This window comes from Pseudomonas danubii (genome assembly GCF_042980055.1).
GTDB lineage: Bacteria > Pseudomonadota > Gammaproteobacteria > Pseudomonadales > Pseudomonadaceae > Aquipseudomonas > Aquipseudomonas danubii.
The window spans coordinates 6694714-6714431 of the sequence record NZ_CP116502.1 but is presented as its reverse complement, the minus strand read 5'-3'; the positions used below and the strand labels follow the sequence as shown (position 1 = coordinate 6714431).

Annotated in this window: 17 protein-coding genes; 16 read left to right on the top strand and 1 reads right to left on the bottom strand. The window is 61.0% G+C overall.

Annotation, left to right across the window (positions count from 1 at the left end; all coding sequences use genetic code 11):
- Positions 1-274: 274 nt before the first annotated feature.
- The 16 genes from mraZ (at position 275) to lpxC (ending at position 18066) form a co-directional block, all read left to right on the top strand.
- Positions 275-730: a division/cell wall cluster transcriptional repressor MraZ gene (gene mraZ / locus PFZ56_RS30230; RefSeq protein WP_019693566.1), complete on the top strand. Its 456-nt coding sequence runs from the start codon at positions 275-277 to the stop codon at positions 728-730.
- A complete protein-coding gene (gene rsmH, locus PFZ56_RS30225) occupies positions 727-1674 on the top strand; it encodes a 16S rRNA (cytosine(1402)-N(4))-methyltransferase RsmH (RefSeq protein ID WP_162884089.1) in 948 nt (315 codons plus the stop codon). Before mraZ ends, rsmH begins: the two co-directional genes overlap by 4 nt.
- Complete coding sequence (gene ftsL, locus PFZ56_RS30220; protein WP_102860317.1) at positions 1671-1964, top strand: cell division protein FtsL; 294 nt, start codon at positions 1671-1673, stop codon at positions 1962-1964. The genes rsmH and ftsL overlap by 4 nt, the downstream gene beginning before the upstream one ends.
- A complete protein-coding gene (locus PFZ56_RS30215; protein ID WP_102880874.1) occupies positions 1961-3700 on the top strand; it encodes a penicillin-binding protein 2 in 1740 nt (579 codons plus the stop codon). The genes ftsL and PFZ56_RS30215 overlap by 4 nt, the downstream gene beginning before the upstream one ends.
- Positions 3700-5163 carry a UDP-N-acetylmuramoyl-L-alanyl-D-glutamate--2,6-diaminopimelate ligase gene (locus tag PFZ56_RS30210; RefSeq protein ID WP_110596350.1) on the top strand — a complete coding sequence of 488 codons (1464 nt, stop codon included), beginning with the start codon at positions 3700-3702 and terminating at the stop codon, positions 5161-5163. The genes PFZ56_RS30215 and PFZ56_RS30210 overlap by 1 nt, the downstream gene beginning before the upstream one ends.
- On the top strand, positions 5156-6523 hold the full coding sequence (gene murF, locus PFZ56_RS30205) for a UDP-N-acetylmuramoyl-tripeptide--D-alanyl-D-alanine ligase (protein ID WP_170001492.1): 1368 nt from the start codon (positions 5156-5158) through the stop codon (positions 6521-6523). The genes PFZ56_RS30210 and murF overlap by 8 nt, the downstream gene beginning before the upstream one ends.
- Positions 6523-7605 carry a phospho-N-acetylmuramoyl-pentapeptide-transferase gene (gene mraY / locus PFZ56_RS30200; RefSeq protein ID WP_102860321.1) on the top strand — a complete coding sequence of 361 codons (1083 nt, stop codon included), beginning with the start codon at positions 6523-6525 and terminating at the stop codon, positions 7603-7605. Before murF ends, mraY begins: the two co-directional genes overlap by 1 nt.
- Positions 7606-7610: 5 nt before the next feature.
- Positions 7611-8957, top strand: coding sequence for a UDP-N-acetylmuramoyl-L-alanine--D-glutamate ligase (gene murD, locus PFZ56_RS30195; protein WP_102880871.1), 1347 nt, complete (start codon positions 7611-7613; stop codon positions 8955-8957).
- A complete protein-coding gene (ftsW, locus tag PFZ56_RS30190) occupies positions 8954-10171 on the top strand; it encodes a putative lipid II flippase FtsW (protein ID WP_102860323.1) in 1218 nt (405 codons plus the stop codon). Before murD ends, ftsW begins: the two co-directional genes overlap by 4 nt.
- Positions 10161-11231 carry an undecaprenyldiphospho-muramoylpentapeptide beta-N-acetylglucosaminyltransferase gene (gene murG / locus PFZ56_RS30185; protein ID WP_170001491.1) on the top strand — a complete coding sequence of 357 codons (1071 nt, stop codon included), beginning with the start codon at positions 10161-10163 and terminating at the stop codon, positions 11229-11231. Before ftsW ends, murG begins: the two co-directional genes overlap by 11 nt.
- Complete coding sequence (gene murC, locus PFZ56_RS30180; RefSeq protein ID WP_102860325.1) at positions 11224-12678, top strand: UDP-N-acetylmuramate--L-alanine ligase; 1455 nt, start codon at positions 11224-11226, stop codon at positions 12676-12678. Before murG ends, murC begins: the two co-directional genes overlap by 8 nt.
- Positions 12675-13631 carry a D-alanine--D-alanine ligase gene (locus PFZ56_RS30175; RefSeq protein WP_102860326.1) on the top strand — a complete coding sequence of 319 codons (957 nt, stop codon included), beginning with the start codon at positions 12675-12677 and terminating at the stop codon, positions 13629-13631. Before murC ends, PFZ56_RS30175 begins: the two co-directional genes overlap by 4 nt.
- Before the next feature lie 4 nt (positions 13632-13635).
- On the top strand, positions 13636-14502 hold the full coding sequence (locus PFZ56_RS30170) for a cell division protein FtsQ/DivIB (RefSeq protein ID WP_102860327.1): 867 nt from the start codon (positions 13636-13638) through the stop codon (positions 14500-14502).
- 14 nt (positions 14503-14516) lie between these two features.
- A complete protein-coding gene (ftsA, locus tag PFZ56_RS30165) occupies positions 14517-15776 on the top strand; it encodes a cell division protein FtsA (RefSeq protein ID WP_011063306.1) in 1260 nt (419 codons plus the stop codon).
- 72 nt (positions 15777-15848) lie between these two features.
- Positions 15849-17042 (top strand): cell division protein FtsZ, encoded by a 1194-nt coding sequence (gene ftsZ, locus PFZ56_RS30160; protein WP_011063305.1) that lies wholly within the window; start codon positions 15849-15851, stop codon positions 17040-17042.
- A gap of 112 nt (positions 17043-17154) precedes the next feature.
- Entirely contained in the window at positions 17155-18066 is a 912-nt protein-coding gene (gene lpxC / locus PFZ56_RS30155) for a UDP-3-O-acyl-N-acetylglucosamine deacetylase (protein ID WP_011063304.1), read from the top strand.
- 67 nt (positions 18067-18133) lie between these two features.
- Here lpxC and PFZ56_RS30150 read toward each other — a convergent pair whose 3' ends face one another.
- Positions 18134-19645 (bottom strand): sensor domain-containing diguanylate cyclase, encoded by a 1512-nt coding sequence (locus PFZ56_RS30150; protein WP_170001490.1) that lies wholly within the window; start codon positions 19643-19645, stop codon positions 18134-18136.
- Positions 19646-19718: the final 73 nt, after the last annotated feature.

The following is a 19718-nucleotide window of genomic DNA, read 5'->3' as shown; positions in this document are numbered from 1 at the left end:
GTTTCTGTAATACCGAAAAAATCTTACTCTTAATAAATTACTTTAACTTCATGCTGCAGCTTATTGAGCTGTTTGAAGTTGATGCTCTGGAATGCCCTCCGAATTCTCGTTATCTCTCCTCTTAGTCTCCTAAATCTCCGTTCTATAAGGCTTTTCCGTCGCTGCGCGCCTTGACGGTGGTGTGGGCGCATTCCTATAGTGTGCGCAAGTGGCAGAAAGTGGCATGAAGTGGGTTTTTTGAGCGCAAAACGCTAAAATTTGGAGAAACGCTGACGTGTTTCGCGGAGCTAACGCTATCAGTCTCGATGCGAAGGGCCGTCTCGCCATGCCGAGCCGGTATCGTGACGAGCTCGTTTCGCGAAGTTCCGGGCAATTAATCGTCACTATCGACGCTGTTGATCCTTGTTTGTGTGTTTACCCCCTCGATGAGTGGGAGCTGATAGAAACCAAACTGCGCGCATTGCCTTCGCTTCGCGAAGAAAACCGTCGTTTGCAGCGTTTGCTGATTGGTAATGCCGTCGATCTTGAACTCGATGGCAGTGGTCGTTTTCTGGTGCCGCCGCGCCTGCGTGAATATGCCAAGTTGGATAAGCGCGCGATGCTGGTGGGCCAACTGAACAAGTTCCAATTGTGGGACGAGGATGCCTGGGATGCTGTTTCTGCGGCTGACCTGGCGGCTATTCAACAACCGGGCGCGATGCCTGATGAACTGCGTGATTTGATCCTGTGACTATTGATAGCGGCTTTAACCACATCACCGTGCTGCTTGACGAAGCCGTCGAGGCTCTCGCCGTGCGCCCTGATGGCTGCTATCTGGATGGCACCTTCGGCCGTGGCGGGCATAGCCGCTTGATTCTCAGCAAGCTCGGAACGGAGGGCCGGCTCCTCGGATTTGATAAGGACCCCCAAGCGATTGCCACCGGGCAAGCGCTAGCGGCCGAAGACGGCCGCTTTGTCGTTGTACAGCGCAGTTTTGCCGAGTTGGGTTCGGAGGTCGCGGAGCGCGGCCTGGCAGGCAAGGTCAGTGGTGTTCTGCTGGATCTTGGCGTGTCTTCGCCACAGCTGGACGATCCTGAACGCGGCTTCAGCTTTCTCAATGATGGCCCTCTGGACATGCGCATGGACCCGACTCGTGGCATCAGCGCTGCGCAGTTCATTGCCACCGCGCCCGTCGAGGAAATTGCCCGTGTGTTCAAGGAGTACGGCGAAGAGCGCTTCTCCGGGCGCATGGCGCGGGCCGTGGTCGAGCGTCGTGAAATCCAGCCCTTCGAACGCACCGCCGATCTGGCCGAAGTGCTGAAAGTCGCCAATCCTGCCTGGGAGAAGGGCAAGAATCCTGCTACTCGGGCTTTCCAGGGATTGCGCATCCACGTTAACAACGAACTGGGTGATCTCGAGGCCGGCCTTGAAGCGGCACTGGAGTCGCTGGAAGTGGGTGGTCGCCTGGTGGTGATCAGCTTCCACTCCCTGGAAGATCGCATCGTCAAATTGTTCATGCGGCGCCTGGTGAAGGGCGAGTCCGACAATCTGCCGCGCAACCTGCCGGTACGTTTCGAAGCCTTCGTGCCGAAAATCAAGATTCATGGCAAAGCGCAGTTCGCCTCCGAGGCCGAGCTCAAAGCCAATCCCCGTTCCCGTAGTGCGGTCATGCGTGTTGCGGAGAAGCTTCGGTGAGCAAGCTCTTCGCCAAGCCTCTTCCAGGCGGAAGCTTTTTCATGCTTCTGCTATTCGTTGGCGTTTTGGTCTCCGCGATTGCGGTTACCTACAGCGCCCACTGGAATCGTCAATTACTCAATACGCTGTATGGCGAGTTGAGTGTGCGTGACAAGGCCCAGGCCGAATGGGGACGGTTGATTCTCGAGCAAAGCACCTGGACCGCTCATAGCCGGATCGAAGTGCTGGCCACCGAACAGCTGAAGATGCATATCCCTGGCGCGGCTGAAGTCCGCATGGTGGCGCCATGAAACTTGAAGGCGCTCTCTACCCCTGGCGTTTCCGTGTGGTGCTGGGTCTGCTGGCGATCATGGTGTCGGCGATTGGCTGGCGCATTATCGATCTGCAGGTGGTCGACCGTGACTTCCTCAAGGGGCAGGGCGATGCGCGCAGTGTCCGGCACATCCCTATTCCCGCTCACCGTGGCCTGATCACCGATCGCAATGGCGAGCCTCTGGCCGTGAGTACGCCAGTGACCACGCTTTGGGCCAATGCCAAGGAAATGCAGTTGGCCAAGGACCGCTGGCCAGCATTGGCCATGGCCCTTGGTCAGGACCCCAAGGCGCTGACTGAGCGTCTCGAAGCTCAGGCCAATAAAGAATTCATCTATCTGGTCCGGGGCCTGACTCCGGAGCAGGGCCAGGCTGTGCTCGATCTGAAGGTGCCGGGCGTCTATGGCATTGAGGAGTTCCGGCGCTTCTATCCGGCCGGCGAAGTGACCGCGCACATGGTTGGCTTTACCGACATTGACGACCGTGGCCGCGAAGGGGTCGAGCTGGCCTATGACGAATGGCTCGCCGGTGTTCCCGGCAAGCGCCAGGTGATCAAGGACCGGCGCGGCAGATTGATCAAGGATGTCCAGGTCACCAAGAACGCCAAGGCCGGCAAGCCCTTGGCGTTGTCGATTGACCTGCGCCTGCAGTACCTGGCCAACCGTGAGCTGCGCAACGCCATTGTCGAAAATGGCGCCAAGGCCGGCAGCCTGGTGATCATGGACGTGAAGACCGGCGAGATCCTGGCCATGGTCAACCAGCCGACCTACAACCCGAACAACCGCCGCAATTTGCAGCCGGCGATGATGCGTAACCGCGCGATGATAGACGTGTTCGAGCCTGGCTCGACCATGAAGGCGATCTCCATGAGTGCCGCTCTGGAAACCGGGCGCTGGAAGCCCAGCGATACTGTCGAGGTCTATCCGGGCACCCTGCAGTTGGGTAAATACACCATTCGTGACGTGTCGAAGACCGAAGGGCCGGTGCTCGATCTGACCGGCATCCTGATCAACTCCAGTAACGTCGGCATGAGCAAGATCGCCTTCGATATCGGTGGTGAAGCCATTTTTCGTCTGGCACAGAAGATTGGCCTGGGTCAGGACACCGGCCTGGGCTTCCCTGGCGAGCGAGTCGGCAACCTGCCGAACTACCGTGAGTGGCGCAAGGCTGAAACCGCGACCCTGTCTTATGGCTACGGCCTCTCGGTGACCGCGATCCAGCTGGTCCACGCGTTTTCCGCGTTGGCCAACAACGGTCGGATCGCTCCACTGACGCTGATCAAATCCGACAAGACCCCGCAAACCGCCCAGGTGATTCCGGAAAACGTCGCCAAGACTATGCAGGGCATGCTGCAGCAGGTGATCGAGGCGCCCCGGGGCGTGTTCCGTGCCCAGGTTCCGGCCTATCACGTGGCTGGCAAGAGCGGTACCGCGCGCAAGACTTCGGTCGGCACCAAAGGCTATGCCGAGAATTCCTATCGTTCGCTGTTTGCCGGTTTCGGCCCGATGAGCGATCCGCGTTATGCCATCGTGGTGGTGATCGACGAGCCGAGCAAGGCCGGTTACTTCGGTGGCCTGGTATCGGCTCCGGTGTTCAGCAAAGTGATGTCCGGCACCCTGCGCCTGATGAACATCACTCCGGATAATCTGCCGGCCACGCAACAGGCCAATGCGGTGCCCGGTACCCCAGTACGAGCTAATGGAGGGCGCGGCTAATGTCTCTTAGCCTGAACAAGATATTCGCCCACGCTGGTCGCGATCTGCTGATCCGCGAGTTGACGCTGGACAGCCGCAATGTACGTGCCGGTGATTTGTTCCTGGCGGTACCCGGCGCCAAGTTTGACGGCCGTGCGCATATTGCCGACGCCTTGCAGCGCGGTGCTGCTGCAGTGGCCTATGAGGTGGAAGGCGCAACCGTATTGCCGCTGACTGATGTGCCGCTGATTCCAGTCAAGGGCCTGGCGGCGCAACTGTCGGATATTGCCGGACGCTTTTATGGTGATCCAAGCCGCCAGCTGAATCTGCTGGGCGTGACCGGTACCAACGGCAAGACCAGTGTTACCCAGTTGGTCGCCCAAGCTCTGGATCTGTTGGGCCAGCGTTGTGGTTTGGTGGGCACGCTGGGCACTGGCTTCTATGGCGCGCTGGAAAGTGGCTTGCACACCACGCCTAACCCTATCGCTGTGCAGGCGACCCTGGCTGACCTGAAAAACGCCGGCGCCAAGGCGGTGGCCATGGAGGTCTCGTCCCATGGTCTGGATCAGGGGCGCGTGGCGGCCCTGGCATTCGATGTTGCGGTGCTGACCAATTTGTCCCGTGACCATCTGGATTACCACGGAACCATGCAAGCCTATGGCGCAGCCAAGGCGAAGCTCTTCAACTGGACCGACCTGCGTTGCCGGGTGATCAATCTCGATGATGAGTTCGGCCGGCAACTGGCAGCGGACAAGCACGAGTCACGGCTGATTACTTACAGTCTCGAGGATGCCTCTGCTTATCTGTATTGCCGTGAGGCGACCTTCGACGACGACGGCGTTCGCGCAACCCTGGTGACTCCGCAGGGCGAGCACCATCTGCGCAGCGCTCTGCTTGGACGCTTCAACCTGAGCAATGTGCTGGCTGCGGTCGGTGCTTTGTTGGGCCTGGAGTATGCACTGGACGAAATTCTCGCCGTGCTGCCCAAGCTCGAAGGTCCTGCCGGGCGCATGCAACGCCTGGGTGGTGGTACTCAGCCCCTGGTGGTCGTGGATTACGCCCACACTCCGGATGCCCTGGAAAAAGTATTGCTGGCCCTGCGCCCTCACGCCAAGGGGCGTCTGCTCTGCCTGTTCGGCTGCGGCGGTGACCGCGATCGTGGCAAGCGTCCGCTGATGGCCGAGGTGGTAGAGCGCCTGGCAGATGGTGTGCTGGTCACCGATGACAACCCACGCAGCGAAGACCCTGCGCAGATCTTCGACGACATCCGTGCTGGTTTCAGCGCGGTAGACAAGGTCGATTTTGTTGCCGGTCGTGGCCTAGCCATTGCTCGATTGATCGCCGCCGCATCGGCAGACGATGTGGTGGTTCTGGCGGGTAAGGGCCATGAGGATTATCAGGAGATCAATGGCCAGCGCCATGACTTCTCCGACCTTGCTGAAGCCGACAAGGCCTTGACCGCATGGGAGGTGGCACATGCTTAAAGCCTTGCTGCTCAGTGAAGTATCGGCCCCATTGGATGCCCGCTTGATCGCGGGCGACGTGCGTTTCAGTGGTGTCAGTATCGATAGTCGGGCGATTCAGGCGGGCCAGTTGTTCGTTGCCTTGACGGGCCCCCGTTTTGACGGCCATGACTACTTGAACGAAGTGGCAGGCAAAGGTGCCGTAGCTGCGTTGGTTGAACGTGAAGTTCCCGACAGCACCCTGCCTCAGTTGCTGGTCAAGGATACCCGTCTGGCCCTCGGCCAATTGGGCGCTCTGAATCGTGGCGCCTTTACCCAGCCGGTAGCTGCGGTGACGGGTTCCAGCGGCAAGACCACGGTCAAGGAGATGCTGGCCAGCATCCTGCGTACCCGTGGTCCAGTGCTGGCAACCCGGGGCAACCTGAACAATGATCTGGGCGCGCCGCTGACACTGCTGGAACTGGCCCCCGAACACACCGCTGCGGTGATCGAGCTGGGTGCGTCACGCATCGGCGAAATCGCCTACACCGTGGCCATGACTCGCCCCCATGTGGCGATCATCAATAATGCAGGTACCGCTCACGTCGGTGAGTTCGGCGGCCCGGAGAAAATCGTCGAAGCCAAGGGCGAGATTCTCGAGGGGCTCGATAGCGCCGGGATCGCGGTGCTCAATCTGGACGACAAGGCCTTCCCAATCTGGAAGACCCGAGCCGCCGGTCGCCAGGTGCTGAGCTTTGCCCTGGACAACAGCGCAGCAGATTTCCATGCCTCGGATATCGGTCGTGATGCCCGTGGTTGCCCGTCCTTCACATTGCACAGCCCAAGGGGCGTGGATAGGGTGCAACTTAACCTGCTTGGCACCCATAACGTGGCCAACGCCCTGGCTGCTGCTGCCGCAGCCCATGCCATGGGTGTCTCGCTGTTCGGCATCGTCACTGGCCTGAACGCTGTGCAGCCGGTCAAGGGCCGCACCGTTGCCCAACTGTCCAAGAACGGCATGCGGGTGATCGATGACACTTACAACGCAAACCCCACCTCAATGTGTGCCGCCGTTGATATACTCGCCGGCTTTTCCGGCCGCACCGTCCTGGTGCTCGGAGACATTGGCGAGTTGGGCGAGTGGGCGGAGCAGGGGCACCGCGAAGTAGGTGCATATGCCGCTGGCAAGGTTTCGGCCCTCTACGCCGTAGGCCCGATGATGGCTCATGCCGTTGCCGCCTTCGGCGAACACGCGCGCCACTTCGCCAGCCAGGCTGATCTGATTGCCGCCCTGGACGTCGAGCAAGACCCAAATACCACCATTTTGATCAAGGGATCGCGCAGCGCGGTGATGGAAAACATCGTCGCGGCTTTGTGCGGCTCGAGCACGGAGAAACATTGATGCTGCTGCTGCTAGCGGAGTACCTGCAACAGTTCTACAAAGGCTTCGCGGTCTTTCAGTACCTGACCCTGCGCGGGATTCTCGGGGTACTGACTGCGCTGTCTTTGGCGCTGTGCCTGGGTCCGTGGATGATCCGTACTCTGCAAAATCGGCAGATCGGCCAGGCCGTGCGTAATGACGGTCCGCAGTCCCACCTGTCCAAGTCCGGTACGCCGACCATGGGGGGCGCGCTGATTCTTTCCGCTATCGGTATCAGCACCCTGCTCTGGGCCGACCTGCGCAACCACTATGTGTGGGTAGTGCTGGTGGTCACCCTGGCGTTTGGCGCCATCGGTTGGGTCGATGACTACCGCAAGGTGATCGAGAAGAACTCCCGTGGCTTGCCCAGCCGCTGGAAGTATTTCTGGCAGTCGGTGTTCGGCCTGGGCGCCGCGATCTTCCTTTATATGACCGCACAGAGTCCGGTGGAAACCACCCTGCTGATTCCGATGCTCAAGGACGTGAGTATTCCTCTGGGTATCGGTTTCGTGGTCCTGACCTACTTCGTCATCGTCGGTTCGAGTAACGCGGTCAACCTGACCGACGGCCTCGATGGCCTGGCGATCATGCCGACCGTGATGGTCGGCGGCGCGCTGGGGATCTTCTGCTACCTGTCGGGTAACGTGAAGTTCGCCGAATACCTGCTGATTCCTTACGTACCGGGGGCGGGCGAGCTGATCGTCTTCTGCGGTGCGCTGATCGGTGCCGGCCTGGGTTTCTTGTGGTTCAACACCTATCCGGCACAAGTCTTCATGGGCGACGTCGGCGCACTGGCGCTGGGCGCGGCCCTGGGCACCATTGCGGTGATCGTCCGTCAGGAAATCGTCCTGTTCATCATGGGCGGCGTGTTCGTGATGGAGACCCTGTCGGTGGTGATCCAGGTCGCTTCCTTCAAATTGACCGGTCGCCGTGTATTCCGCATGGCACCGATCCACCACCACTTTGAACTCAAGGGCTGGCCCGAGCCTCGCGTGATTGTCCGCTTCTGGATCATCACCGTGATCCTCGTGTTGATCGGCCTTGCCACCCTGAAGCTGAGGTAGAACGAGTGTCTCTGATCGCTTCTGACCACTTCCGCATCGTTGTCGGCCTCGGCAAGAGCGGCATGTCCCTGGTTCGCTTCCTGGCGAACCGGGGCGTGGCTTTTGCGGTGGCCGATACGCGGGAGAATCCACCTGAGCTGGCCACGTTGCGTCGTGACTACCCGCAGGTGGAGGTGCGTTGTGGCGAGCTGGACGTCGAGTTCCTGTGCCGTGCCGACGAGCTCTACGTGAGCCCCGGCCTGGCCCTGGCGACCCCGGCCCTGCAGGCCGCTGCTGCCCGTGGCGTGAAATTGTCCGGTGACATCGAGCTGTTCGCGCGTAACGCGAAGGCGCCGATTGTCGCCATCAGCGGTTCCAACGCGAAAAGCACCGTGACCACCCTGGTGGGCGAGATGGCCGCTGCGGCGGGCAAGCGGGTCGCCGTGGGCGGCAACCTGGGTACTCCGGCTCTGGATCTGCTCAGCGACGATGTCGAGCTGTACGTGATGGAACTGTCCAGCTTCCAGCTGGAAACCACCGACCAGCTGGGCGCTGAAGTGGCCACTGTGCTCAACATCAGCGAAGACCACATGGACCGTTACAGCGGTCTGCCGGCCTATCACCTGGCCAAGCACCGGATCTTCCGGGGCGCGCGGCAAGTGGTGGTCAATCGCCAGGATGCGCTGTCCCGGCCGTTGTTGAGCGAGAACCTGCCGTGCTGGACCTTTGGCCTGGGCAAGCCCGATTTCAAGGGCTTTGGCCTGCGGGAAGAGAATGGCGAGAAGTACCTGGCCTTCGAGTTCCAGACCCTGATGCCGGTGCGCGAACTGAAAATCCGTGGTGCCCATAACCAGTCCAACGCCCTGGCGGCATTGGCCCTGGGGCATGCAGTCGGCTTGCCGTTCGACGCGATGCTCTCGGCCCTGCGCACCTTCGCCGGCCTCGAGCACCGTTGCCAGTGGGTTCGCGACGTGGATGGCGTGGGCTATTACAACGATTCCAAAGCCACCAACGTCGGCGCCGCACTGGCTGCCATCGAAGGCCTGGGTGCGGACATCGCTGGCAAGATCGTGCTGATCGCCGGTGGCGACGGCAAGGGCGCCGAGTTCAAGGATCTGCGGGACCCGGTGGCGGCCAACTGCCGCGCGGTGGTCTTGATGGGCCGTGACTCCGACAAGATCGGTGAGGCCATCGGCGATGCCGTGCCGCTGATTCGTGCCGATTCGCTGGCCGACGCTGTGGCTCAATGCCGCGCAGCCGCGCAGCCTGGCGACGTGGTGTTGTTATCTCCCGCCTGCGCCAGTTTCGACATGTTCAAGAATTACGAAGACCGGGGTCACCAGTTCGTCCGCGTCGTGGAGGAACTGGCATGAATCTGAGAAACATCATCAAGCCATATCCGTCACCGCTCATCACTGGGCGTGGCATCGATCTTGATTTCCCGATGCTCGCCGGCTGCCTGACGCTGCTCGGCCTGGGGCTGGTCATGATTGCATCGGCCTCTACCGAAGTGGCAGCGGCGCAGTCGGGCAGTGCCCTGTACTACATGATTCGCCACCTTATCTACATCGTGCTGGGCCTGGGGGCCTGCATTGTCACCATGATGATTCCCATCGCCACCTGGCAGCGCCTGGGCTGGATGATGTTGATTGGTGCCTTCGGCTTGCTGGTGATGGTGATCATTCCGGGGATTGGCCGTGAAGTGAACGGTTCGATGCGCTGGATCGGTTTCAGCTTCTTTAACGTTCAGCCCTCCGAGATTGCCAAGGTGTTCGTGGTGATTTACCTCGCCGGCTACCTGGTACGGCGGCAGAAGGAAGTGCGTGAAAGCTGGATGGGCTTCTTCAAGCCGTTCATCGTTCTGCTGCCAATGGCGGGCCTGCTTCTGATGGAGCCGGACTTCGGTGCCACCGTGGTGATGATGGGCGCCGCGGCGGCGATGCTGTTCCTCGGCGGTGTCGGGCTGTTCCGGTTTTCCCTGATGGTGCTCCTGGCGGTGGCGGCGGTTGTCTTGCTGATTCAGATGCAGCCCTATCGAATGGCCCGTCTGACCAACTTTGCCGACCCCTGGGCGGACCAGTTCGGTGCCGGTTACCAGCTGTCCCAAGCCTTGATCGCCTTCGGTCGTGGCGAGTGGCTGGGCGTGGGCCTGGGCAATAGTGTGCAGAAACAGTTCTATCTGCCGGAGGCTCACACCGACTTCGTGTTCTCGGTGCTGGCCGAAGAGCTGGGAGCCGTGGGCTCCTTGTGCACGGTGGCGCTGTTCGTATTCGTCTGTATACGCGGCATGTACATCGGCCTGTGGGCCGAGAAAGCCAAGCAGTATTTTGCCGCTTATGTGGCTTATGGCTTGTCGTTCCTGTGGATTGGTCAGTTCTTGATCAATATCGGGGTGAACGTCGGTCTGTTGCCGACCAAGGGGCTGACCCTGCCGTTCCTCAGTTATGGCGGTAGTTCGTTGGTGATCTGCTGCGCCTGCCTCGGATTGTTGCTGCGTATCGAATGGGAGAGCAGGACCCACCTGGGCAGTGAAGAGATGGAGTTCAGTGAGAGTGACTTTGCCGAGGAGCCTATCCATGGGCGCTAACGTGCTGATCATGGCGGGCGGCACCGGTGGCCACGTGTTCCCGGCGCTGGCTTGTGCCCGCGAGTTCCAGGCCCGTGGCTACAGCGTGCACTGGCTGGGTACTCCCCGCGGGATCGAGAACGAATTGGTACCGGCGGCTGGCCTGCCGCTGCATTTGATCAACGTCACCGGGCTGCGGGGCAAGGGCAAGCTGTCCCTGCTCAAGGCGCCGTTCGTCCTGATCAAGGCGGTGCTCCAGGCCCGGCGGATCATTCGGCAACTCAAGCCGGTCTGTGTGCTGGGTTTTGGTGGTTATGTGACCGGCCCTGGTGGTGTTGCCGCCAAGTTGTCGGGGGTGCCGGTGATCGTTCACGAGCAGAATGCTGTGGCCGGTACCGCCAATCGGCTGCTGGTGCCGTTGGCCGCCCGAGTCTGCGAAGCTTTCCCGGACACCTTCGGAGCCTCCGACAGCCGCCGCACCACGGGCAATCCGGTGCGCACCGAACTGTTCCTCGACACACCGCGCGAGGCCCTGGCCGGACGCAAGGCGCGTTTGCTGATCCTGGGCGGAAGCCTGGGGGCAGAGCCGTTGAACAAGTTATTGCCGGAAGCCCTGGCACAGGTCGCCCCCGAGCTGCGTCCGGAGGTGTTCCATCAGGCTGGTAAAAACCACGATGAAGTGACTGCAGAGCGCTATCGCGCCGCCGGCGTCGACGCGCAAGTGCAGCCCTTTATCAAAGACATGGCTCAAGCCTATGGCTGGGCCGACCTGGTGGTCTGTCGCGCAGGCGCGTTGACCGTCAGCGAACTGGCTGCTGCCGGTCTGCCTTCGATGCTGGTGCCTTTGCCTCATGCGATCGACGATCACCAGACCCGCAATGCCGAATATTTGGCTCGTGAAGGTGCTGCCTTCCTGATGCCGCAAAGAACGACTGGTGCAGCGGACCTTGCCGCTCGCCTGACAGAGGTTTTGATGCAACCAGAACGACTCGACAACATGGCCCAGGCTGCGCGCCGCCTGGCCAAACCCGATGCCACCCGCGATGTGGTGAATATCTGCCTGGAGGTGGCCCATGGTTGAGAATCAAAAAGCCATGCCGCAACCGGAAATGCGCCGTATCCGTCGTATCCATTTCGTCGGTATTGGCGGCGTGGGCATGTGCGGGATTGCCGAGGTGCTGCTGAACCTGGGTTACCAGGTCTCCGGTTCCGATCTCAAGGCGTCGCCGGTCACCGAGCGCCTGGAGTCGTTCGGTGCACAGATTTTTATCGGCCACCGCGCCGAGAACGCTGCGAACGCCGATGTACTGGTGGTTTCCAGCGCCGTGAACACCTCCAACCCGGAAGTCGCCACTGCACTGGAACGGCGTATTCCGGTGGTGCCGCGGGCGGAAATGCTCGCCGAGCTGATGCGCTACCGTCACGGCGTTGCCGTGGCTGGTACGCACGGCAAGACCACCACCACCAGCCTGCTGGCTTCGGTGTTCGCCGCGGGCGGTCTGGACCCGACCTTTGTCATCGGTGGTCGGCTCAATGCAGCGGGCACCAATGCCCAGCTGGGCACCAGCCGTTACCTGATTGCCGAAGCCGACGAAAGCGACGCCAGCTTCCTGCATCTGCAGCCGCTGGTGGCCGTGGTCACCAACATCGACGCTGACCATATGGCGACCTACGACGGTGACTTCAACAAACTGAAGAAAACCTTCGTCGACTTCCTGCATAACCTGCCGTTCTACGGGCTGGCGGTGATGTGCCTGGACGACCCGGTGGTGCGCGATATCCTGCCGCAGGTCAAGCGTCCGACCGTGACCTACGGCTTCAGCGAAGAAGCCGACGTGCGTGCCATCAATGTACGCCAGCAAGGCATGCAGACCTTCTTCACCGTGCTGCGTCGTGACCGCGAGCCGCTGGACGTGTCGGTGAACATGCCGGGCAACCACAACGTGCTGAACTCCCTGGCGACCATCTGCATCGCCACCGACGAAGGCATCAGCGACGAAGCCATTGTCCAGGGGCTGTCGGGCTTCCAGGGTGTGGGCCGGCGCTTCCAGGTCTACGGCGAACTGCCGGTGGAAGGCGGCAACGTCATGCTGGTGGACGACTACGGGCACCACCCGACCGAGGTCGCGGCAGTGATCAAGGCCGTGCGTGGCGGTTGGCCGGAGCGCCGTCTGGTGATGGTCTACCAGCCGCACCGTTTCAGCCGTACCCGCGATCTGTACGACGACTTCGTGCAGGTGCTGGCCGATGCCAACGTGTTGCTGTTGATGGAGGTCTACCCGGCCGGTGAAGAGCCGATTCCGGGCGCTGACAGCCGCCAGTTGTGCCACAGCATTCGGCAACGGGGCCAGTTGGACCCGATCTACATCGAGCGAGGCGTCGACCTGGCACCGCTGGTCAAGCCACTGCTGCGTGCTGGTGACATCCTGCTGTGCCAAGGCGCCGGTGATATCGGTGGCCTGGCGCCAAAACTGCTCAACAGCCCGCTGTTCGCCGGTGCTGTGGCCGCTGGCAAGGGGGCGAAATGACGGCTGCCTACGCCAACCTGTTCTCCACCGTAAAGCCGAGCGATTTCGGTCGCGTTGCCGTGCTCTATGGCGGCAAGAGCGCCGAGCGCGAAGTGTCGCTGAAGTCCGGCAAGGCCGTGCTTGAAGCCTTGCAGAGTGGCGGCGTGAACGCCTTCGGCATTGATGTCGGTGACGACCTGCTGCAGCGCCTCTTGAGCGAGAAGATCGATCGTGCCTTCATCATTCTCCACGGCCGTGGCGGAGAAGACGGCAGCATGCAAGGCCTGCTGGAATGCCTGGGGATTCCCTACACCGGTAGCGGCATCCTCGCTTCGGCCCTGGCCATGGACAAGCTGCGCACCAAGCAGGTCTGGCACAGCCTGGGTATTCCGACGCCGCGTCACGCGGTCCTGAGTTCGGAAGCCGACTGTATTTCCGCGGTGGCGGAACTGGGCCTGCCTTTGATCGTCAAACCGGCTCATGAAGGCTCCAGTATCGGTATGGCCAAGGTGACTTCCGCGCCCGAATTGATCGAGGCATGGAAGGCGGCCAGTACCTACGATTCGCAAGTGTTGGTCGAGCAATGGATCCAGGGTCCGGAGTTCACCATCGCAACCCTGCGTGGTCAGGTGCTGCCACCGATCGCGTTGGGTACTCCCCACACGTTTTACGACTACGACGCCAAGTACCTGGCTTCCGATACCCAGTACCGGATTCCATGCGGCCTCGATAGCGCCAAGGAACAGGAACTCATGGACCTCACGGCGAAAGCCTGTGAGGCGCTCGGTATAGCCGGTTGGGCGCGTGCCGATGTGATGCAGGATGCCCAGGGGCAGTTCTGGTTCCTGGAAGTGAACACCGCTCCCGGGATGACCGACCACAGCCTGGTGCCGATGGCCGCTCGTGCGGCCGGTCTGGATTTCCAGCAGTTGGTCCTGGCCATCCTGGCAGCCAGTCTTGAGGCGAGAGGTTAAGTCCATGCAAGGCGCGTCGCTTCGTCATCAGCAACCCGCACCCGGCCGCAAGCCGGTGCCGCGGGGTGCCAGCCGTATGGTGGCCAAAGAGCCGATGTCGGTGCGCCTGCCGAAAGCCAACTTTGGTTTTCTGAAAAGCCTGTTCTGGCCGGTGCTGCTGGTGGCGTTGGGCTTTGGCACCTATGAAGGTGCCCAGCGCTTGCTGCCATACGCTGACCGTCCAATCACCAAGATCGCGGTGCAGGGGGACTTGAGCTACATCAGCCAGCAGGCGGTGCAGCAGCGGATCGCGCCTTATGTCGCGGCGAGCTTCTTCACCATCGACCTGGCGAGCATGCGCACCGAGCTGGAAAAGATGCCCTGGATCGCCCACGCCGAAGTTCGTCGGGTGTGGCCGGACCAAGTGGTGATTCGCCTGGAAGAACAACTGCCAGTGGCCCGCTGGGGCGACGAGGCACTGTTGAACAACCAGGGCCAGGCCTTCACTCCGCGTGAACTGGCGAACTATGAACACTTGCCGCAGTTGTTCGGGCCGCAGCGGGCCCAGCAGCAAGTGATGCAGCAGTATCAGGTGTTGAGCCAGATGCTGCGGCCGCTGGGCTTTTCGATAGCCCGTCTGGAGCTGCGCGAGCGCGGCAGCTGGTTCCTGACCACCGGTGCCGGCAGTGCCGGTCCCGGTATCGAGTTGCTCCTGGGTCGCGATCATCTGGTGGAGAAGATGCGCCGCTTCATTGCCATTTATGAAAAAACGCTGAAAGAACAGATCACGAACATCGCGCGCATCGATCTGCGCTACGCCAACGGCCTGGCCGTGGGCTGGCGCGATCCGGCGGCACCCACGACGGCGCAACCTGCCGTCGCGAAGAATTAAGAAGAGGCAGGACCATGGCAAATGTGCAAAGCGGCAAAATGATCGTCGGCCTGGATATCGGCACCTCCAAGGTGGTGGCGCTGGTGGGCGAAGTCGCGGCCGATGGCTCGCTGGAAATCGTCGGCATCGGCACCCATCCTTCCCGCGGCCTGAAGAAGGGCGTGGTGGTGAACATCGAGTCCACCGTGCAGTCGATCCAGCGCGCGGTGGAAGAAGCGCAACTGATGGCGGGTTGCCGTATCCACTCGGCCTTCGTCGGTGTGGCGGGCAATCACATCCGCAGCCTGAACTCCCACGGCATCGTGGCGATCCGCGACCGTGAAGTCAGCTCGGCGGACCTGGAGCGGGTATTGGATGCGGCTCAGGCCGTGGCAATCCCGGCTGACCAGCGGGTCCTGCACACCCTGCCACAGGATTACGTGATCGATAACCAGGAAGGCGTGCGTGAGCCTTTGGGCATGTCGGGCGTGCGTCTGGAAGCCAAGGTGCACGTGGTGACCTGTGCGGTGAATGCCGCTCAGAACATCGAGAAGTGCGTGCGTCGCTGCGGCCTGGAAATCGACGACATCATTCTCGAGCAGCTGGCCTCGGCCTATTCGGTACTCACCGACGACGAGAAAGAGCTGGGCGTGTGCCTGGTGGACATCGGCGGCGGCACCACCGACATGGCGATCTTCACCGAAGGCGCGATCCGTCACACCGCGGTGATCCCGATTGCCGGCGATCAGGTGACCAACGACATCGCAATGGCCCTGCGCACGCCGACCCAGTACGCCGAAGAGATCAAGATCCGTTACGCCTGCGCCCTGGCCAAGCTGGCCGGTGCCGGCGAAACCATCAAGGTGCCGAGCGTTGGCGATCGTCCGCCGCGCGAGCTGTCGCGCCAGGCCCTGGCCGAAGTGGTCGAGCCGCGTTACGACGAACTGTTCACCCTGATCCAGGCCGAGCTGCGACGCAGCGGCTACGAAGACCTGATCCCGGCCGGCATCGTGCTCACCGGTGGTACTTCGAAGATGGAAGGCGCGGTGGAACTGGCCGAGGAGATTTTCCACATGCCGGTTCGTCTGGGCGTGCCCCACAGTGTCAAGGGCCTGTCCGACGTGGTGCGCAACCCGATCTATTCCACCGGCGTCGGCCTGCTGCTCTACGGACTGCAGAAACAGTCCGATGGCATCTCGTTCTCCGGCATCGGCAGCCGCGACAGCTACAGCAGCGACGAGCCCAAGGCCGCGTTGCTGGACCGCATCAAAAGCTGGGTTCAGGGCAACTTCTAAAGATTTACCGCAACACCGTTTCAAAGCAGTAGGCAGTAGGCGAAAAACTAGAGAAATGAAAGGAGAGGGAAAATGTTCGAACTCGTAGACAACATCCCGCAGAGTCCGGTAATCAAGGTTATCGGTGTTGGCGGTGGCGGCGGCAACGCGGTCAATCACATGGTCAAGAGCAACATCGAAGGCGTCGAGTTCATCTGCGCCAACACTGATGCTCAAGCGCTGAAAAACATCGGCGCGCGGACCATCCTGCAACTGGGTACCGGTGTGACCAAGGGCCTGGGTGCTGGCGCCAATCCGGAAGTCGGCCGTCAAGCCGCTCTGGAAGACCGCGAGCGTATCGCCGAAGTACTGGCGGGCACCAACATGGTGTTCATCACCACCGGCATGGGCGGCGGTACTGGTACCGGTGCAGCGCCGATCATCGCTGAAGTGGCCAAGGAAATGGGCATCCTCACCGTTGCGGTGGTGACCCGTCCGTTCCCGTTCGAAGGCCGCAAGCGCATGCAGATCGCCGATGAGGGCATCCGCGCGCTGAGCGAAAGCGTCGACTCGTTGATCACCATCCCCAACGAGAAGCTGCTGACCATCCTCGGCAAGGACGCCAGCCTGCTGTCGGCTTTCGCCAAGGCTGACGACGTGCTGGCCGGTGCCGTTCGCGGTATCTCCGACATCATCAAGCGTCCGGGCATGATCAACGTCGACTTTGCCGACGTACGTACCGTGATGAGCGAAATGGGCATGGCGATGATGGGCACTGGCTGCGCCAGCGGTCCGAACCGTGCGCGTGAGGCCACTGAAGCGGCGATCCGCAACCCGTTGCTGGAAGACGTGAACCTGGAAGGTGCACGCGGCATCCTGGTGAACATCACCGCCGGTCCTGACCTGTCCCTGGGTGAGTACTCCGACGTGGGTAGCATCATCGAAGCCTTCGCTTCCGAACACGCCATGGTCAAGGTCGGTACCGTTATCGATCCGGACATGCGTGACGAGCTGCATGTAACCGTAGTGGCCACCGGTCTGGGCGCGAAAATCGAGAAACCTGTAAAGGTCATCGACAACACCGTTCAGACTTCCATGTCCGCTCAGTCGCAAGCGCCAGCCCCTGCTCGTCAGGAACTGCCGTCGGTGAACTACCGTGACCTGGACCGTCCGACCGTCATGCGCAATCAGGCGCAGTCGAACGCGGCGACCGCGGCGAAGCTGAATCCGCAAGATGATCTGGATTACCTGGACATCCCGGCATTCCTGCGTCGTCAGGCCGATTGATGGAATGTATCAGGGGTATTAGGGTGATTGGTGTTCAGCAAAGGCATGGTCTGCTATTATCGCCAGCCTTTGTTGATACCAGTTCGCAATTTGCGCTGAAGCGGCCCAAGCCATGATTAAACAACGCACCCTGAAGAATATTATCCGTGCCACAGGTGTAGGCCTGCATTCCGGGGAGAAGGTTTACCTGACCCTCAAGCCTGCGCCTGTCGACACCGGCATTGTGTTTTGTCGTGCCGACCTGGACCCTGTGGTGCAGATTCCTGCTCGCGCGGAAAATGTTGGCGAAACCACGATGTCGACCACGTTGGTCAACGGTGACGTCAAAGTGGACACGGTGGAGCACTTGCTCTCGGCCATGGCTGGCCTGGGCATCGATAACGCCTACGTCGAGCTCTCCGCGTCCGAAGTCCCGATCATGGATGGTAGCGCCGGACCCTTCGTATTCCTGATTCAATCTGCTGGCCTCGAAGAACAGGACGCAGCTAAAAAGTTCATCCGCATCCTTCGTGAAGTGACCGTGGAAGACGGCGACAAGCGCGCCACTTTCGTGCCTTTCGATGGTTTTAAAGTGAGCTTCGAGATCGATTTCGATCACCCCGTTTTCCGTGACCGCACCCAGAGTGCAAGCGTGGACTTCTCCAGCACTTCGTTTGTAAAAGAAGTCAGCCGCGCCCGTACCTTTGGTTTCATGAGTGATATCGAGTACCTGCGCAAGCACAACCTCGCACTCGGCGGCAGCGTGGAAAACGCCATTGTGGTCGATTCGGATGGCGTACTGAACGAAGACGGTCTTCGCTACGAAGACGAATTCGTCAAGCACAAGATCCTGGATGCAATTGGTGACCTCTACCTGCTAGGCAACAGCCTGATAGGCGAGTTCAAGGGCTTCAAGTCGGGCCACGCACTGAACAACCAGCTACTGCGCAAGTTGATTGAGCAGAAAGATGCCTGGGAAGTCGTGACCTTCGAAGATGCCAGCACTGCACCGATCTCTTACATGCGTCCGGTCGCGGCCGTGTAATTACTCTCTCTTTCCTTTTGTTTTTGAAGGCCATCCCCCCGGATGGCCTTTTTTTATGCCCGAATGTTCAGTTGCTGCGCCGTGACATGTTGGAAACCACTCGGTTGCGGCCGCTGTACTTGGCTTGATACAGGGCCTTGTCGGCGTCACTCACCCATTGGTCGAGGCTGATATCGGGATTGCCCGACCAGGTGTTGATGCCGATGCTCACCGTCAAGGGTGTGGCCTGTTCGCTGACAGGCGGCAAGGCGGCGATGCTGGCGCGGATTCGCTCGGCGAGTACGGCGGCGCCGGCGCTGTCGGTCTCCGGCAGTACTATCGCGAACTCTTCGCCTCCGTAGCGCGCCGCCAGATCTGCCGGGCGTCCCGCGCAAGTGCCAATGTTCTGCGCCACTGCACGCAATGCCTGGTCCCCCAGTGGATGGCCAAAGCGGTCGTTGAACGACTTGAAGTGGTCGACATCGACCATCAGCAGCGACAGGGGCTGGTTGGTGCGCCGGGCCCGGGCCCACTCATTGTTCATCACCTGATCCAGGGTACGACGGTTGGCCAGGCCGGTGAGGGCATCGACAGCTGCCAGGCGCGCCAGCTCCTGCTCGGCATCCTGTCGGCGCCGCAGTTCGCGACACAGTTGCCAGGTTAGCCAGAACAGGGCGATGCACAGCGCCCCAGTGGCGCCGCTGATCAGCAGCGCCGTGCGTTGCCAGGCAGCGAAGACTTCGTCGATGGACAGCGCCACAACCACGATCAGCGGCAGGTCGCCCACCTGGGAAAAGGTGTACAGCCGGTGCATCCGATCCACGCTGGACACGCTGCCGAAGCTGCCATTGCCTTCGCGCAGGATGCGCACGAAGTTGGGGCGGTTACTGAAACTCTTGCCAATCAGGTCGTCCGCCAGGGGCGGTTGTTGGGCTAGCAGAACCCCGTCGCGGCTGATCAGGTTGATCGAGCCGTTGCGCCCGATATCCAGATTCTTGAACAGCTCATTGAAGTAGCTCAGGCGCATGGCCGCTTCGGCGACACCAATGAACTCGCCATTCTCGTTGCTGAGCCGACGACTGAAGCTGATCCGCCAGTCATGCTCGGCGGTGCGGGCACGGAACGGGGGGCTGATCATCATGCCTGGATCTGGATTGTCGATATGCGAGCGGAAGTACTCGCGGTCGGCGTAGTTGCCCGTGCGCGGCACGACCGAAGCCGAGTCGGCAAGTACCTCGCCGTGCTTGTCCAGCAACAGAATATCGCCCTTGTAGGGCGCTGCGGTGGCCCGGTCGAACAGCGCCAGGTGGCGGATGGGCGCCGACACGTCCTTCAGGTCGACGCGTTGCGCCGCACTGATCAGCCCCTTGAGGGACAGGTCGTAGAGTTCGACGTTGCGCAACACATCCGCTTCGATCAGTTGCACGATGTTGTTCGCGGCACGGGTGGCAGCCTGTTCGGCAGCAGCGTGTTCACGGATCAACAGGTAGGTGACGATACTGAGAATGGCCACGACGATCAGCGAGCTGGCCAGGACCAACAGACGTTCCGGATTTGACGCGATTTTCCCTGTGCGGGGTGTCGCACGACTCACGCTCATGATTTTGATTTCTGCTACGTCGACATAGTTAAGTCTAGTGTGGACGTGGGCTACAGAAATCGGTCACGCCTTC